15 protein-coding genes are annotated in these 15,607 nt (G+C 51.9%); 6 read left to right on the top strand and 9 right to left on the bottom strand.

The genetic code is table 11. The features are described from left to right. The first annotated feature begins 105 nt into the window (after positions 1 to 105). The 3 genes from LG201_RS13850 (at position 106) to trmL (ending at position 1,790) form a co-directional block, all read left to right on the top strand. A complete protein-coding gene (locus LG201_RS13850) occupies positions 106 to 516 on the top strand; it encodes a hypothetical protein (RefSeq protein WP_226772791.1) in 411 nt (136 codons plus the stop codon). Between the two features lie 116 nt (positions 517 to 632). Next, positions 633 to 1,322, top strand: a complete 690-nt coding sequence (locus LG201_RS13845; RefSeq protein ID WP_226772790.1) for a ComF family protein — start codon at positions 633 to 635, stop codon at positions 1,320 to 1,322. 3 nt (positions 1,323 to 1,325) lie between these two features. Further along, positions 1,326 to 1,790, top strand: a complete 465-nt coding sequence (gene trmL / locus LG201_RS13840) for a tRNA (uridine(34)/cytosine(34)/5-carboxymethylaminomethyluridine(34)-2'-O)-methyltransferase TrmL (protein WP_226772789.1) — start codon at positions 1,326 to 1,328, stop codon at positions 1,788 to 1,790. 44 nt (positions 1,791 to 1,834) lie between these two features. Here the strand turns inward: trmL and LG201_RS13835 are convergent, their stop codons facing one another. The 5 genes from LG201_RS13835 to LG201_RS13815 all read right to left on the bottom strand — a co-directional run bounded on the left by LG201_RS13835 (position 1,835) and on the right by LG201_RS13815 (position 4,580). After that, complete coding sequence (locus tag LG201_RS13835; protein WP_226772788.1) at positions 1,835 to 2,824, bottom strand: NAD(P)H-dependent glycerol-3-phosphate dehydrogenase; 990 nt, start codon at positions 2,822 to 2,824, stop codon at positions 1,835 to 1,837. 24 nt (positions 2,825 to 2,848) lie between these two features. After that, on the bottom strand, positions 2,849 to 3,316 hold the full coding sequence (locus tag LG201_RS13830) for an SH3 domain-containing protein (RefSeq protein ID WP_226772787.1): 468 nt from the start codon (positions 3,314 to 3,316) through the stop codon (positions 2,849 to 2,851). Continuing rightward, complete coding sequence (gene secB, locus LG201_RS13825; RefSeq protein ID WP_226772786.1) at positions 3,297 to 3,773, bottom strand: protein-export chaperone SecB; 477 nt, start codon at positions 3,771 to 3,773, stop codon at positions 3,297 to 3,299. The genes LG201_RS13830 and secB overlap by 20 nt, the downstream gene beginning before the upstream one ends. Before the next feature lie 133 nt (positions 3,774 to 3,906). Beyond that, positions 3,907 to 4,164, bottom strand: a complete 258-nt coding sequence (gene grxC, locus LG201_RS13820) for a glutaredoxin 3 (protein WP_226772785.1) — start codon at positions 4,162 to 4,164, stop codon at positions 3,907 to 3,909. A gap of 2 nt (positions 4,165 to 4,166) precedes the next feature. Then, on the bottom strand, positions 4,167 to 4,580 hold the full coding sequence (locus LG201_RS13815) for a rhodanese-like domain-containing protein (protein ID WP_226772784.1): 414 nt from the start codon (positions 4,578 to 4,580) through the stop codon (positions 4,167 to 4,169). Between the two features lie 224 nt (positions 4,581 to 4,804). Here LG201_RS13815 and gpmI point away from each other — a divergent pair, with 224 nt between their 5' ends. After that, entirely contained in the window at positions 4,805 to 6,367 is a 1,563-nt protein-coding gene (gene gpmI, locus LG201_RS13810) for a 2,3-bisphosphoglycerate-independent phosphoglycerate mutase (RefSeq protein WP_226772783.1), read from the top strand. Continuing rightward, a complete protein-coding gene (locus tag LG201_RS13805) occupies positions 6,367 to 7,674 on the top strand; it encodes a murein hydrolase activator EnvC family protein (protein ID WP_226772782.1) in 1,308 nt (435 codons plus the stop codon). Before gpmI ends, LG201_RS13805 begins: the two co-directional genes overlap by 1 nt. A 112-nt stretch (positions 7,675 to 7,786) precedes the next feature. Here the strand turns inward: LG201_RS13805 and LG201_RS13800 are convergent, their stop codons facing one another. Next, entirely contained in the window at positions 7,787 to 9,946 is a 2,160-nt protein-coding gene (locus LG201_RS13800; protein WP_226772781.1) for a TonB-dependent siderophore receptor, read from the bottom strand. A 135-nt stretch (positions 9,947 to 10,081) separates the two neighbouring features. Next, a complete protein-coding gene (locus tag LG201_RS13795) occupies positions 10,082 to 10,501 on the bottom strand; it encodes a secondary thiamine-phosphate synthase enzyme YjbQ (protein ID WP_226772780.1) in 420 nt (139 codons plus the stop codon). A gap of 128 nt (positions 10,502 to 10,629) precedes the next feature. Between LG201_RS13795 and LG201_RS13790 the strand changes: the two genes are divergently transcribed. Then, complete coding sequence (locus tag LG201_RS13790) at positions 10,630 to 12,213, top strand: AI-2E family transporter (protein ID WP_226772779.1); 1,584 nt, start codon at positions 10,630 to 10,632, stop codon at positions 12,211 to 12,213. Positions 12,214 to 12,321: 108 nt separating this feature from the next. Here LG201_RS13790 and LG201_RS13785 read toward each other — a convergent pair whose 3' ends face one another. Both LG201_RS13785 and clpB read right to left on the bottom strand, forming a co-directional pair. Then, positions 12,322 to 12,816, bottom strand: a complete 495-nt coding sequence (locus tag LG201_RS13785; protein ID WP_226772778.1) for a hypothetical protein — start codon at positions 12,814 to 12,816, stop codon at positions 12,322 to 12,324. Positions 12,817 to 12,984: 168 nt separating this feature from the next. Beyond that, positions 12,985 to 15,570, bottom strand: a complete 2,586-nt coding sequence (gene clpB, locus LG201_RS13780; RefSeq protein ID WP_226772777.1) for an ATP-dependent chaperone ClpB — start codon at positions 15,568 to 15,570, stop codon at positions 12,985 to 12,987. Positions 15,571 to 15,607: the final 37 nt, after the last annotated feature.

Below are 15,607 nucleotides of genomic sequence, written 5' to 3'. Positions count from 1 at the left end.
TTATACATAATTTAAATAGAATTATATTTCATTATTTTTAATCATCAATAACGCCCATACTATTTCTATCGGCATACGCCTTCTAGAAATCAAAGTGGGAACCACATGAGCTCCACCACCATTAGTGCAAAATCGCAAAAACGATGCGCACAGCTATTCAACATTGGCTCGGTCATCGCCATGACTTTGATGCCTATCTTTCCCGTGCTGTTTATCTGGATCGGCATTTCCATCTTTGTCTATTCAGCCAATATCCAGCATCCCAGTCCGCAGGTCAGGAAATACACGCAATACGCCGGGTATCGTTTTTACGGCATATCAGGGTGCCTGCTGGCATGCATGATCTTTGCCGGTGTATTGATTCCACTACTGGGCAACGCTTTGCATCTTGTCCTGCTACTCTGGCTGATCGGATTTGTCGTGGTAGTACCGGCAGGCATTTCTGCCCTCATCAAAGCCAGCAAAGCACCCTGGAAAGATTTCACCATTGATGACAAACAACAGGCGGAGAGTTAAGCAGCGATTCAAGCTTCACTAGCAGTTACAACACGCACAGCATCAGCCCCCTTAAGGCATTACTCTCGACAACACGTTACAATCCATCATCTGCTTTATGTTTGATGGGCACCCAGATGATGGCCGCCACTCTAAGGGAGTTATTTTTTCCACAACTCTGCCTGCTTTGCTCCAGCGGGCATGCTGGCGATGTCGCCATCTGCGATGACTGCCTGGGCGATATGCCATGGCACATTGAGAATACCTGCCCACAATGCGCATTGCCCAGTCTGAGCAATCAGCGATGTGGACAATGCATACAGGCACCGCCAGATTTTGATCTGACACTGAGCCTGTTCCAATATCAATATCCGGTCTCATCTATGTTGCAACAATACAAATATAGGCAGATGCTGACCCTGGCCCAAACCTGGGGAGCGCTTCTGGCATTGCGGCTTGGCACACAAGCACTGCCAGACTGCATCATCCCTATGCCCTTGCACAAACAACGTCTGCAAGAACGCGGATTCAATCAATCCATGGAAATCGCGAGGGTGATGAGCAAGCGACTCAACCTCCCGCTGGATATGAGCTCATGTACTCGTACCAAGCTAACACCACCACAAGCCAGCCTGCCCTATAAAGCACGGATCAAGAATATGCATGGCGCTTTCAGCTGTGAACCCACGCTGCAAGGAATGCGCATTGCCCTGCTTGATGATGTGATGACCACGGGTGCCAGCCTTAATGCACTGGCAAAAACAGTGAAGGCCGCAGGCGCGAGCCATGTAGAATGCTGGGTTATTGCCCGTACCTTCACACCCTGACTTATGTTCGATATCGTTTTATACCAGCCAGAAATACCCCCCAATACCGGTAATATCATCAGACTATGCGCTAACAGTGGCACAAGGCTGCACTTGGTCAAACCCCTGGGCTTCAGCCTGGAAGACAAACAGTTGAAGCGCGCTGGACTGGATTACCATGAATATGCCACGTTACAGATCCATGACGACTGGCCTGCCTGTAAGCAGGTGCTGGCTGGCAGGCGCATGTTTGCGATGACCACCAAGGGTAGCACCCGACATAGCGATATTCATTTTGAACCAGGGGATGTATTCGTATTTGGTCCGGAAACACGCGGCCTGCCGGAAGAGATCAGGGCAGAGTTCACCCCAGAACACCGTGTACGACTGCCCATGATGCCGGAAAGCCGCAGCCTCAACCTGTCAAACTCTGCTGCTATTCTGCTGTACGAAGCCTGGCGCCAGCATGATTTCAGTGGGGGATTATAGGCAGGGCAGATATTAAAAAAGCACCTGCTCGGTGCTTTTGGTTTTTATAGCAACTCGGACTTCTGTTCTCGACTCAGTAAGTTATCCACGGCCTGACGCGGTGAGCGCCCATGAGAAAGCACCTGGTCAACTTCACGGGTGATCGGCATTTCCACCCCAAGCTGAGTAGCGCGTTTGATCACCTCCCGCGCAGTATGTACACCTTCAGCCACATGGCCCAGGGTCTGGAGGATTTCCTGCAAGGTCTGTCCATTCGCAAGGCGTAAACCAACTTCACGATTCCGCGAGTACTGACCGGTACACGTCAGTATCAAATCACCCGCACCGGTGAGCCCCATAAAAGTTTCCTTGGCACCCCCCAATGCCACACCAAAGCGTGTCATTTCGGCCATACCGCGTGTAATCAGTGCCGCACGGGCATTATTGCCGCATTGCATGCCATCACTAATACCAGCCGCAATCGCCAGCACATTTTTAAGCGCACCGCCCACCGACACACCGGCAACATCGGTGCTGGTATAGACACGGAAATTACCTCCATGTAGCAAGGCTCCTGCATGCGTTGCAAACTCAGCATCATTGGCGGCCAGTGTTACGGCCGTGGGCAATCCACGCACCAGCTCTGCCGCAAAACTGGGGCCGGACAGCACCCCCCAATGGCGACTATCGCCGAGCTCATCCTGGGCAACCTCATGAGGTAACTTGGCAGTGGCAGCTTCCAGGCCTTTGGAGGCCCAGATTACGGGGGCATTGCTGCCTAGCTTTTTAATTTCCTTGAGCGTATTGCGGAAACCATTGGTTGGTACCACAGAAATAATCAGCTCGGCACCATCCAGTGCCTTGGCCAGATCGCCTTCCACCACAAGCTGGTCACCAAATGCAAAGTCGCCGAGATATTGAATATTGGCGCGTGTAATCTGCATATCCATGATATGCGCCTGATTACGCGTCCATAATGAAACCTGGTGCTGGCGGCTAATTTGCAGGGCTAATGCCGTGCCCCATGCGCCAGCGCCTAATACTGAAATTTTCATAGAAATACTACTTAAAAACCTGCATCAAAAGCCCCAAAGCGAGGATGAAAGCACATAGCCAGTCAGGCCATCACGATGCTTGACCTTGATCCACCCATTGGCAGGTGGTTCAAGCATATCCAGCACTACGTCTTTATCCAACCGTCCGAGCAACGCAGAGTTGGCATCGGCAGTTTGGCGCAAATCCGCCTGACCCCCTTTGACCAACACAGTACGCTTGGTGGCGAGTTGTTGCGATTCCACCCAGTTCAGGCTGCCCTGAGCATCCCGCACTTTTAGCCAGTCGCCCAAATTGACAATCACCTCAACCGGGTAACCCTGAGCCAGAATGAATGTTTTCTTGCCCTGTGCGGAAGGCGCATCATAAAGCACAGCCTTGGGCACGGCAATCGAGCGAAACTCCAATGCCGATGCCACATTGGGCAGCAACATTGGAATGCAGGCAAACGCCAGCCAGCTGGCGCGTTTCAACTTAGTGCGTAGTAGCGCCATTAGCCTTGGCCTGATCTTCTTTTTGTTGTGCATACAACGCTTCGAAGTTAACAGGGTTCAACAGCACTGGCGGGAAGCCTGCACGGGTCACGATGTCGGAAATGGTTTCGCGTGCATACGGGAAAATGATGTTCGGGCAAGTCACACCAAGAATAATCTCGATGTTTTCTTCCGGTACATTGCGAATCTGGAAAATACCCGCTTGCGCTACTTCTACCAGGAATACGGTTTTATCAGCCACCTTGGAAGTCACGGTTACGGTCACGACGACTTCGTAAATACCATCATCCAGCTTGGCGGTGGCATTACTCAGTTCAATGCCGACTTGTGGCGCTTCACGCTGAATAAAAATCTGCGGTGCATGAGGAATTTCGAGTGAGAGGTCTTTAACATAGACTTTCTCAATACCAAATGCCGGTTGCTGCTCTTGTGCTTGTGCTGCCTGTTCTTCTGCCATGTCTCTTCCCTAATCGAGTCAACGCTTGCGCGTATCCTCATTCATTAATGATTAAAAATAAAAACTACTATCAAAAAACCAGTGTTGCATTCTATCCGCTTACGCATGGCTTTTAAACCACAAAGCCATGAAACTATTTCGCTAGCAATCCATCCAGCTTGCCAGCCTGATCCAGTGCACGCAATTCATCAAAACCACCCACATGCAGGTCATCAATATAAATTTGCGGGACCGTGCGCCTACCGGTCTGTTCTATCATCTTGATGCGCAGCTCAGGCTCGAGGTCAACCCTGACCTTGTTAATGTCGTTGATGCCCTTGCTGTTGAGCAATCGCTCTGCATTCATGCAATATGGGCAAGTGCCTGTGGTATACATCAGAACATTCGCCATGATCAGCCTTTCACCACAGGTAACTTGGCATCCAGCCAGGCCTTGATGCCGCCTTGCAGCTGATGTACTTGCTTGAATTCATTCTTGACCAAGATATCGCTGGCCTTGGCCGCACGTTGACCCGACTGGCAATACACCAATACAGGCTTGTCCTTGAACTTGACAAGCTCCTTGAGCCGTTCTTGCAACTGCGCCACGGGAATATGCTTGGCATCGGTAATATGACCAGCGGCAAACTCTGCATCATCGCGCACGTCCAGCACCACCGCATGCGAACGATTGATCAACAACACCGCATCATGAGCACTGACACTGGCGGTACCACCAGCGCCACGCTTGATCAAAGGCAATAGCAGCATCAGGCCTGAGCCAACTGCCAGGCCAATCAGCAATGCATTTTTAGTCAAAAAATCCACAATACCCTTTCAGATGCTATTTAATCGCTATTGTAACCAATAACGTTCAGCAATATTCGTGACCACTCTGCGGAAGATGATGACAGGCTGACAGGAATTCAAGCCCCCAGATGGATAAAAACTCCGAGCAGGCTGCATTGCAGGTCAAATAGGCAAGATTTATTAGGCAAAATTCTCTAAAATATCAAGCAACCCCTTGAACCAACCTTGGAATTCAAACCGCAATGAACGTAACACCTGCCCTACTCGTAATCCTTGATGGTTTCGGCTATCGCGAAGATGCTCAAGACAATGCCATTGCACTGGCAAACACGCCCAATTGGGACAGATTGTGGCATGACTATCCACATACCCTGATTAATGCCTCGGAAACCTTTGTCGGCTTGCCTAACGGCCAGATGGGCAACTCTGAAGTCGGCCACCTGAACATTGGGGCAGGCAGGGTCGTATTCCAGGATTTTGAACGCATCAATCGCGCCATCAGCACAGGCGAATACTTCAACAACCCGGTCTTAGTGGAAGCTGTAAGCAAGGTCAAGGCCACTGGCAAGGCACTGCATATCCTCGGTTTGTTATCAGATGGCGGTGTACACAGCCATCAGGATCATATCCATGCCACGATTGAAATGGCAGTAAAATCCGGCGTGGAGAAAGTCTATGTACACGCATTCCTAGATGGTCGCGATACGCCACCGATCAGTGCCAAGCCTTATTTGCATCAACTTGAAGATGCCTGTGCACGGATTGGCGGCGGCAAGATTGCCTCTATCTGTGGCCGCTTTTATGCCATGGACCGTGACAAACGTTGGCCACGGGTGGAAGCAGCGTATCACCTGATTACCGATGGTGAGGGCGAGTTCACTGCAAGCAGTGCGATTGCCGGCCTGGAAGCCGCCTATGCGCGCGAAGAAAAAGATGAGTTCGTCAAGGCTACTGCCATCGTCGCGCCGGGAAGCGAGCCAGTAAAAATGGAAGATGGCGATGTGATTGTTTTCGTCAATTTCCGCTCAGATCGCGCGCGCCAACTGACTCACTCCTTGCTCGACCCTGACTTTGAAGGCTTCAATCGCCCCCGCCAACCGCAACTGGCCGGGTTTTATACCCTGACGCTCTACGACAAGGCCGAAACCCGTGCCAAGCCGATTTTTGCGCCGGTTGAAATCCAGAACACCTTTGGGGAATACGTGGCCAATCAGGGCCTGACCCAGCTGCGTATTGCTGAAACCGAGAAATACCCCCACGTGACATTCTTCTTCAATGGCGGTGAAGAGCAGGTATTTGCGGGCGAAGACCGCATTATGGTGCCATCTCCCAAGGTCGCCACTTACGACCTGCAACCTGAAATGAGCGCCTTTGAGCTGACAGATAAGCTGGAAGCCGCCATCCTCAGCAAAAAATATGATGCCATCATCTGCAACTATGCCAATTGTGACATGGTAGGCCACTCGGGTGACATCAATGCCTCCATCAAGGCGGTGGAAACCATTGATACCTGCATCAACCGTATCGTCCAGGCCATGGAAAGCATAGGCGGGCAGATGATCATTACTGCGGATCACGGCAACGTGGAAATGATGCGCGACTACGAGAATAACCAGCCGCATACCCAACACACCACCAATGTGGTGCCATTTGTGTTTGTCGGCAAACCCGCCACCCTGGCGGCACCGGCGACTGGCTCTCTATGTGATCTGGCACCTTCATTACTGGCCATGATGGGCTTGCCCCAGCCTAAGGAAATGACCGGAAAATCCTTGGTCAACTTCACGGAAACTCCTCAAGCATAATGCGCAATACATGGCGAAGCCTGTTGCTGGCTGCCAGCCTGGCTGCCCAGCAAGATGCCTGGGCAGCCAAAGCAGAAAAGCCTGTGGAAAAACCTAGGGAAGCACTGGATGAAATCCACCAGCGACTGGAATCCCTGAAGAAAGAGCTGGGCACTTCCACTGAAGCGCACGCTGAAGCCGCAGATGAACTGAAGAAAAGCGAAAAGGCGATCAGCGAAGCTAACCGCAAGCTACATGACCTTGATCAGCAGCAACGTGAAAGCAATGATGCACTGCAATCGTTGCAGCAGAAAAAATCTGCCCACGAAACTGAACTGGCTCAACAACAAACATTGTTGAACCAACAGCTGTATCAGCAATATCTACATGGCCAGCCCAGCCAGGTGCAGGTGTTCCTGCAACAGCAAGATCCCAACACCGCGGCGCGGCAGCTGCATTATTACCGCTACGTTTCACGCGCCCGCAGTGACCTCATTGCCTCGGTGCAAAGCAATATCTCCAAGGTAGACATGCTCAATGCCGAAACCAGCAAAACACTGGAGCGGCTTGACTCGCTTAAAGATCAGCAGGAAAAAGAACGGCAAGAACTACAGCGACAGAAAGGCGAACGCGACAAGCTCGTCAAGCAACTCTCCAGCAAAATCAGTGCGCAACGCAATGAAATAGACAAACTCAAACGTGATGAGCAGCGACTGACACAACTGATGGAGCGTCTGGCCAAAGCCGCCAGAGAACAGGCTGCCCGCGAAAAGGCCGCGCGTGAGAAAGCCGAGCGAGACGCAGCACGCCAGGCAGCCAAGGAACAGCAAGCGGATAAATCCACAGGGACCCCGCTCAAAATCACGCGCAAACCATCCACTTCAGTTGGGCGCAACGACACCCTACCCAGCAACGCATTTGACGGCACTAACTTTGCATCACTCAAAGGCAAGCTGAACTTGCCAGTGCGCGGTGAAATCACCAACCGCTTTGGCAGCAGCCGTGAAGATACCGGTATTTCCTGGAAAGGCTTGTTTATCAAGGCCAGCGAAGGCAGCGAGGTCAAGGCCGTGGCAAGTGGCCAGGTTGTATTTGCCGACTGGTTACGCGGCTTTGGCAACCTCATGATCATAGACCATGGCAACGGCTACATGAGCCTCTACGGCAACAACCATGCCTTGCTCAAACGCGCGGGCGAGAACGTCAAAGGTGGGGACACGGTAGCCGCCGTGGGCAACAGTGGCGGCAACGAACAGCACGGTGTCTATTTTGAATTGCGCTATCAGAGCAAGCCTTTCGACCCACTGAGCTGGAGCGTGATCAAATAGGCGCCTGGTGGCTTAGCCCAGAAATGACCTACCCAAGGAATATGGTGAAATCACTGCGCGCAATACACTGAAACAGGCTCGAGGCCAGAAAAGGACTCGAGCCTGTTTCCTGCTAGAACTGTAAATGCAGGCTCGCCAGTACACTGCGACCCAAGCCAGGCATTACATAGTTGTTCCAGGATGACGTGTAATACTCACGATCAAACAGATTGCTCACATCCAGAGAAAAACGCGCCTTGGGTGTTGCATCCCAGTAACTCAACAATTTAACTGTTGTGTAAGAAGGCAGATCGTAGGTATTGGTGGCATTGCCCGCACGATTGCCAACATACACAATCCCGGTTCCCACCCCATAACGACTACCATTCGGCAGAAAACCCTCGCGAATGGCCAGCAAACCAGCACTAGTCTTAGGCACATTGGCAAGACGCGCACCTACCAGGCTGACATTGCTATCCTTGCTGACTTCCGCATCGGTATAGGCAAAATTGGCCGTCAGGCGCCAATGTTCATTCAGCTTGCCAAATACGTCCGCTTCAAACCCACGACTCTCGGCCTCACCCGCAGCAATACTGCGGTTAGCATTAGCAGGATCCGTCACCAACACATTGCGCTTGGTGATATCAAAAATAGCAAAATTGGCGCCTAGCCGCTGGTCTACGGTCTGCAATTTGAGACCAAACTCCGTGGCCCTGGAGGATTGCGGGTCAAAAGCCTTGCCCGTAGCACTTCCTCCTGAGTTTGGCCGGAATCCCTCACTGAAAGAAATATATAAGGATGCCCAGTCGCTTGGCAGGTAAGTCAGACCAACTCTTGGCGAAGTGGCCGTCTGACGTTGCCTGCTGGTGTTAGCCTGCGCCAGGCTATCTTCATACTCCTGGTGATAATTATCCGCACGTACACCCACCAGCAGCTTCCATTGAGAGGAAAGCCCAATCTGATCCTGCAGATAAACTGCATTGTTCTTTTGGTGCTCATTCGTATCAAACCACCAATCCTGTGAAGCAGGCTTGGCCTGGCCATACACCGGGTTATAGATATCAAGTGCGTAAGGAGAAATTGAAGGATTAGAACGCGTAATTTCCTGGGCCATCCATAATCTGGATGCTTCAACACCCACCAATAGCGTATGGTCAATTGCCCCTGTCTTCAGTTTGCCTTCCAACTCTGCCTGGAAAGAAGTATCGCGCATCGGTAGCGAGCGCCACATCTGGCGACGATTCACTACTGAAGGGTTAAAGGTTGCCAGCTCCGTATTATCGCCCTCATAGCTTCCCTTCTTGAAGCTTAGGCCGGCACGTCCACGCCATGCATCAGAAAACTCATGCTCAAGGGTGAGCTGATGTGTCTGGCTGGTTAGCTCGACATTGCCGTCATTAGGCTCGCCCAACACCCGTGAACGCGACAATGCACCAGCGCGGCCATTGATCTGGATAAGACCACGATCAAGCGGCGTACTCACGCGCGCAAATTCCGCCTCGTAATTCAGCACGGTCTTGTCACTGAGAATCCAGGTCAGTGCTGGCGTGAACACTTGCCGGTCACCCTCAAGCAAGGAGCTGCGCATGGCGCTGTCTTCCGCCACTACATTGAGCCTATAGGCCAGATTGTCAGTAATCGGCCCGGTTGTATCCAGCGCGGCACGACGCAACCCATAGCTGCCGATATTCACATCAAGACTATTATGCTGGGTGAATTGCGGTTTTTTGGTGACCACATTGATAATGCCACCAGGCTCACTTGCACCATACACAGCGGCTGCAGGGCCTTTGAGAAACTCGAACCGCTCTACCGTAGCTGCATCCCGGGTAACGTTGTAACCGCGCGAACCACGGAAACCGTTGATGAGGATGCCCTGATCGGTATTGGAGAATCCACGGATAGCAAAATTGTCCCAGGTCGCACCAAAATCATTCAGCCGCGAAATACCGCTAACATAATCCACAGTATCCGCCAGTCGCAAGGCTCGGGTGTCATCCAGCCACTCGCGCGACACCACGCGCACCGATTGCGGCACCTCACGCAAAGGCGTATCAGTGCGAGTTGCGCCGCGGCTTTCAAGCGGGTTGTATCCCACCACCTTCGTTTTACTGGACGTAACTGCCAGCTCTGGCAATGAGGCTTGGTCATGCTTGTCCTGCTCTTTTACAGTGTTAGCATTTTTTACCTGGCTATCGGCATCGGCCGCATAAAGATAAGTCTGGGTGAATGCCAAACCTGAACTGAAAGCCAGGGTAATAGCGCTACGAATAAGAGGGGAAGTGAACGACACGGAATATCCTGAACGCCTGAGAAATAAGGCGTGGATAATAATAAGACGCATCATCAAAGTCAATCAATGATATATAAAAATATCCAATAATAACCTAGGGTTATTAAAAAATCCCCCTGGTTTCCGCTGCCCTGGCTATTCCCCCAGCAGATGCAATAGCACCTTGCGTGTATGCGCCATGCTGCGATGCTCATAGAGAAAAATACCCTGCCATGTGCCAAGGGCCACCTTGCCCTCAATGACCGGGATGGACAAACTGGTTTGCGTCAGCGCTGAACGTATATGGGCAGGCATGTCATCCGGCCCTTCAGCGGTATGAATGAACAAGGCATCACCATCAGGTACCAGTCTGGCAAAGAAGCTTTCCATATCCACCAGCACATCCGAGTCATAATTTTCATTGATCAGCAGGCTGGCCGAAGTGTGCTGTATATAAAGCGTCAGCACGCCGCTGTGAATACCCGCATCTGCAACCCAGCGTGTAATTGCCGGGGTGATGTCATATAGCCGACGCCCATGGGTTTTCTGGACAATCTGGTGATGTTGCTGCTGCATAATTGCTCCTGCTGGAATTGAAAGCTGTAGACCTTACTGTCCCGGCCAGTATACCGATTAAGGAAAAGCTTGCGATTGCCCGGACTACAGATAGAATTGATTGAAACAGCCACCCACAAGAACATATCATGCTTTTAAGCCGGTTCCGCCACCCGATTACACCGCAATACCTAGCCGTACTGCGCGAAGTTCCGTTGTTTTCAGGCCTCAACAGCCACGAGCTGGACACGCTCAATAATCTGCTGCACCAACGCACTTACGTTCGAGATGAGATCATTTTTGATCAGAATGAAGAGGGTCAGGCGATCTACTTCCTCCTCTCGGGCAAGGTACGGGTATCGCTGGAAGGTCAGACTCTATCGACATTAGAAACAGGCCAATTTTTTGGCGAACGTGCCCTGCTTGAAAACGTCCCCAGATCATCACAGGTCAGGGCATTGGAAAACTGCGTGATTGCAGTGCTGTTCCGGGAAGATTTTTTACACCTGCTGCACACCTACCCACAAATTGCCGCCACCATCACCCAGCACTGCAGCTTGCGCCGGACCCAGTTTCCCGAGGCTGAAGGCATGGTCATCACGCCGCCCCTGCTCACCAATGTCCATAATGGTCCAGGGCCATTAGCGTGGGCAGCCATCATTGCCTCCACATGCCTGCTATTGCTGATCTTCAAGAAAATACTGTGGCTAGTTGTACCTTTCCTGCTAGCCCTCATTCTTTATTACCTGCTGGCACCTCTGGAAAAGAAGTTGGTATTGGCTGGCACCAGTCGGCATGTGGCCGCGGTCATCCTGAGCGGGGCTTTCCTGGTGTTCACCATACTCGCGCTTTTGCTGGTATATCCGCTGGTGGTATCCAATGCTGCATCCTGGCAAGCAGGGTTTATCCATTACTCATCAGGCGGTGCGGCGCTGGCCGAACAAGTGTTAGGCAGCCTGCAAGAGCAGTTCAGCTTTTTGCAATCGGCCCATTTTGGCAGCAACATCTATCAACGTTTCACTGATTTCTCCGAGCATTTTTCTGATAAATATCTGGGGAAAATCCTGACCGGCCTGGCCACCTGGCTACCCTCGCTGCTGCTTACACCCATCATTACTTTCTTTATGCTGAAGGATGGCGCCCATCTGAGGAAAATGCTGGGGGCTGCCGTGCCTAACGCCTTCTTTGAAAAAACCCTGTATTTGATTCATGCGGTAGACCAAACCGCCCGGCTCTATTTTGTCGGCCTCATGAAAATGACCCTGATTGACACCATACTCACCACACTGGGCTTATTGGTGCTGGGCATTTCGTCTCCGCTCATCCTCGGCCTGGTTGTTGCAGTGCTATGCTGGATTCCCTATCTTGGGCCTTTACTCGGCTTTGCGATTGTAGCCCTGGTGGCATCCACCGACATGCCGGGTAATATCGGCGTCATCTATAGCCTGGCTGCCCTGTTCATGCTGATTCGTATGCTGGATGATTTTTTCTTCCTGCCTGCGATTGTCGGGCGCAGCCTGCGCATTCACCCGCTGCTCACCATCATGATGTTCCTGATTGGCGAGGCCATTGCGGGCGTGGCTGGACTGATGCTGGTCATCCCTATCCTCGGTGTCATCCGCATCCTTGGTGAAACCCTGGAAATCATCCTGAAAGACACGCGCCTGCAAGCACGCCACCGCTATTCGGAAAAACTGCGCTGGCGGGCGGCAACACGAGATCTGGAAAGGTAAAACGTAGCTTTCGTGTGCTGGATTTCTATCTATTGAGCAGTCATCAGCGCTCTACTAGATCCTGATAAGGAAAACAAAAAAGGGCTGGAAATCCAGCCCTTTTGATTGCTACCAGCCCCAACCCCGGCCGTAATACCCGCGGCCCCAATAAGGCCCGAATCCTGGCCCCCAGAACGGATCATAATTACGATAGCGCAATTGATAATCACGACGCAGTCTTTCCTGCTCTACCAACTTTTCCTTCTCCCGCTTATTCAGCTCCTCGGCAAATCCATCCCGCAAGGCCTGTTCCCGAGTAGTGTAGATATAATCCAGCACCTTGTTATTCACGCCCTGCTTGCTTAACTCCACTGCCTTGGACGGCGTCAAATCGTAGCGGGAATTGCTTTCCTTGATTTTGCCAATGATCTCATCCGGGCTGGTACCCGCCTTGGATAAACGCACCAGCTCATCATAAGTAATGTAGGGCGTAGGTTGCGGCATGAGCTTCTCAAGCTCGGCTGGCGAAATCCGCTGAATCTGTGGCTCCCGCTGCTGCTGTGTCGTGGCACACGCGGAGAGCAGCACCAGGCTGCCCAGAACTAATGCTGTAGTTGCTTTCATCTCATCCTCCTGGCCAGACGCCAGATTAAAACTGCAGCCATAAAACAGCTGGGGTATCGCTATGACCACATCCTCACGTGGCAAATTCCCTTTAGTGCTATGCAGAGCGAAAAATATTTAAATTTCATGCCGGATACAAGTTTGCACTTGTATCCGGACATCACCAACTCAAGCCTTGGAGAACACCATGCGGCTACCCTTGAAATCGACATGCACTGTATCCTTGGCAGCAAACGTACCATTAAGGATTTCCTTGGCTAAAGGATTTTCAATTTCCGACTGGATAGCACGCTTGAGTGGGCGTGCACCATACACCGGATCAAACCCGGCATTGGCAATTTCACCCAGGGCAGCATCGGAAACCTCAAGCTGCATATCCATGGCGGCCAAACGCTTGGCCAGGCTCTGCAATTGAATCCCGGCAATGGATTTTACATGAGACTCACCTAATGAGTGGAACACCACGACTTCGTCAATCCGGTTAACAAATTCCGGCCTGAAGTTGGCCTTCACTTCCCCCATTACCGCCAGCTTGACTACCTGGTAATCATCACCCGCCATACTTTGTATCATCTGAGAACCGAGATTGGAGGTCATGATAATCACCGTATTCTTGAAGTCCACGGTGCGGCCCTGACCATCGGTCAAGCGCCCATCATCCAGCACCTGCAACAAGACATTGAATACGTCAGGGTGCGCCTTTTCCACTTCATCCAGCAATATCACAGAATAGGGCTTGCGCCGCACCGCCTCAGTAAGATAGCCGCCCTCCTCATAACCCACATATCCCGGAGGAGCGCCAATCAGACGCGCAACCGAATGTTTCTCCATGAATTCGCTCATGTCTATGCGAATCAGGTGATCATCGGAGTCAAACAAAAATCCGGCCAATGCCTTGGTCAGCTCGGTCTTGCCTACCCCAGTTGGCCCTAAAAACAGGAATGAACCATAAGGGCGGTTAGGATCTGACAAGCCAGAACGGGAACGCCGTATCGCATCACTCACCAGACGTACCGCCTCATCCTGTCCCACCAGGCGTTCGTGCAACTTATCTTCCATATGCAGCAACTTATCGCGCTCACCTTGCAACATCTTGGAGACAGGAATCCCTGTTGCCCGAGAAACCACCTCGGCAATCTCTTCAGCACCCACCTGGGTACGCAGCAAACGATTCTGCTTCTGATCATGATGCGCCTCAGCGCTGGCTGCCTGCTTGATCTCGCTTTCAAGCGCGGGCAGTTTGCCGTATTGCAACTCCGATACCTTCTGCCACTCACCCTTGCGTGTGGCTTCCTCTATCTGCAGCTTGACCTTCTCCAGCTCTTCCTTCAGATGCTGGCTACCTTGCACCTGGGCCTTTTCCGCCTTCCAGATTTCCTCCAGGTCCGCGTACTCTTTCTCCAGGCGGCTGATTTCTTCTTCGATCAAGCTAAAGCGTTTCTGCGAGGCTTCGTCCCGTTCACGACGCACGGCTTCACGCTCAATCTTGAGTTGTATCAACCTGCGTTCCAGCTTGTCCAGCACTTCAGGCTTGGAATCTATTTCCATCTTGATGCGTGAGCCCGCCTCATCGATCAAGTCAATCGCTTTATCTGGCAAGAATCGGTCTGTAATATAGCGATGGCTCAGTTCGGCGGCCGCCACAATCGCAGGGTCAGTAATCTCCACACCGTGATGAAGCTCGTACTTCTCTTGCAAGCCGCGCAGAATGGCAATCGTCGCTTCCACGCTAGGTTCGTCCACCAGCACCTTCTGGAAACGGCGCTCCAGTGCGGCATCTTTTTCTATGTATTTGCGATACTCATCCAGGGTAGTCGCACCGACACAATGCAACTCGCCTCGTGCCAGGGCAGGCTTGAGCATATTGCCAGCGTCCATGGCACCTTCTGCCTTGCCAGCCCCCACCATGGTATGAATTTCATCAATAAAGACGATCGTCTGGCCTTCATCCTGCGCCAGTTCTTTCAATACGGACTGCAGGCGTTCCTCAAACTCACCACGATACTTGGCACCCGCCAGCAAGCCTGCCATATCCAGCACCAGCACCCGCTTGTTTTTCAGGCTCTCCGGCACTTCCCCATTGATAATGCGCTGGGCAAGGCCTTCCACAATCGCGGTTTTACCCACACCTGGCTCACCAATCAGCACCGGGTTGTTTTTTGTACGCCGCTGCAATACCTGGATAGTGCGACGGATTTCATCATCACGCCCAATCACCGGGTCCAGCTTGCCTGCACGGGCACGTTCCGTCAGGTCTACGGTAAACTTCTTCAATGCTTCGCGATTGCCTTCAGCCTCCTGGCTATTGACCGGGTCAGTACCCCTGACAGCATTCACTGCCTGCTCCAGTGCCTGCTTGGTCAGGCCATGCGTTTTGACCAAGCGTCCGGTTTCACCCTTGTCATCCGCCAGCGCCAGCAGAAACATCTCACTGGCAATATAAGCATCCCCTCGTTTTTGGGCATGCTTGTCCGTGACATTGAGCAAGTTGTTGAGATCACGTGAAATGGAAATTTCACCGCCGCTACTCTGTACCTTGGGCAAGTTATTAACCGTCAGCTGTAGTGCTGCCTTCAGTGGTACCAGGTTGACGCCTGCGCGAGAAAGCAGCGAAGCAGTACCACCATCATCCTGGTTTACCAGTGCCAGCAGCAGATGGGCTGGTTCTATACTGGGATTATCCTGTCCCACAGCAATACTTTGTGCATCAGCAATCGCTTGCTGGAATTTAGTGGTCAGTTTATCGAAACGCATGGGATTGCCTTCCTTGAAATTATTTAACTGACTATAA

It is taken from the genome of Methylobacillus gramineus (assembly GCF_020532675.1).
Lineage (GTDB): Bacteria > Pseudomonadota > Gammaproteobacteria > Burkholderiales > Methylophilaceae > Methylobacillus > Methylobacillus gramineus.
The sequence above is the reverse complement of the archived record's forward strand: the minus strand, read 5'-3'. Positions and strand labels throughout refer to the sequence as shown.

Bases quoted from the DNA above. Each gene is read 5' to 3' on its own strand.
- LG201_RS13850 (WP_226772791.1), top strand. From the start codon at position 106: ATGAGCTCCACCACCATTAGTGCAAAATCGCAAAAACGATGCGCACAG.
- LG201_RS13845 (WP_226772790.1), top strand. From the start codon at position 633: ATGATGGCCGCCACTCTAAGGGAGTTATTTTTTCCACAACTCTGCCTG.
- trmL (WP_226772789.1), top strand. From the start codon at position 1,326: ATGTTCGATATCGTTTTATACCAGCCAGAAATACCCCCCAATACCGGT.
- LG201_RS13835 (WP_226772788.1), bottom strand. From the start codon at position 2,824: ATGAAAATTTCAGTATTAGGCGCTGGCGCATGGGGCACGGCATTAGCC.
- LG201_RS13830 (WP_226772787.1), bottom strand. From the start codon at position 3,316: ATGGCGCTACTACGCACTAAGTTGAAACGCGCCAGCTGGCTGGCGTTT.
- secB (WP_226772786.1), bottom strand. From the start codon at position 3,773: ATGGCAGAAGAACAGGCAGCACAAGCACAAGAGCAGCAACCGGCATTT.
- grxC (WP_226772785.1), bottom strand. From the start codon at position 4,164: ATGGCGAATGTTCTGATGTATACCACAGGCACTTGCCCATATTGCATG.
- gpmI (WP_226772783.1), top strand. From the start codon at position 4,805: ATGAACGTAACACCTGCCCTACTCGTAATCCTTGATGGTTTCGGCTAT.
- LG201_RS13805 (WP_226772782.1), top strand. From the start codon at position 6,367: ATGCGCAATACATGGCGAAGCCTGTTGCTGGCTGCCAGCCTGGCTGCC.
- LG201_RS13795 (WP_226772780.1), bottom strand. From the start codon at position 10,501: ATGCAGCAGCAACATCACCAGATTGTCCAGAAAACCCATGGGCGTCGG.
- LG201_RS13790 (WP_226772779.1), top strand. From the start codon at position 10,630: ATGCTTTTAAGCCGGTTCCGCCACCCGATTACACCGCAATACCTAGCC.
- LG201_RS13785 (WP_226772778.1), bottom strand. From the start codon at position 12,816: ATGAAAGCAACTACAGCATTAGTTCTGGGCAGCCTGGTGCTGCTCTCC.
- clpB (WP_226772777.1), bottom strand. From the start codon at position 15,570: ATGCGTTTCGATAAACTGACCACTAAATTCCAGCAAGCGATTGCTGAT.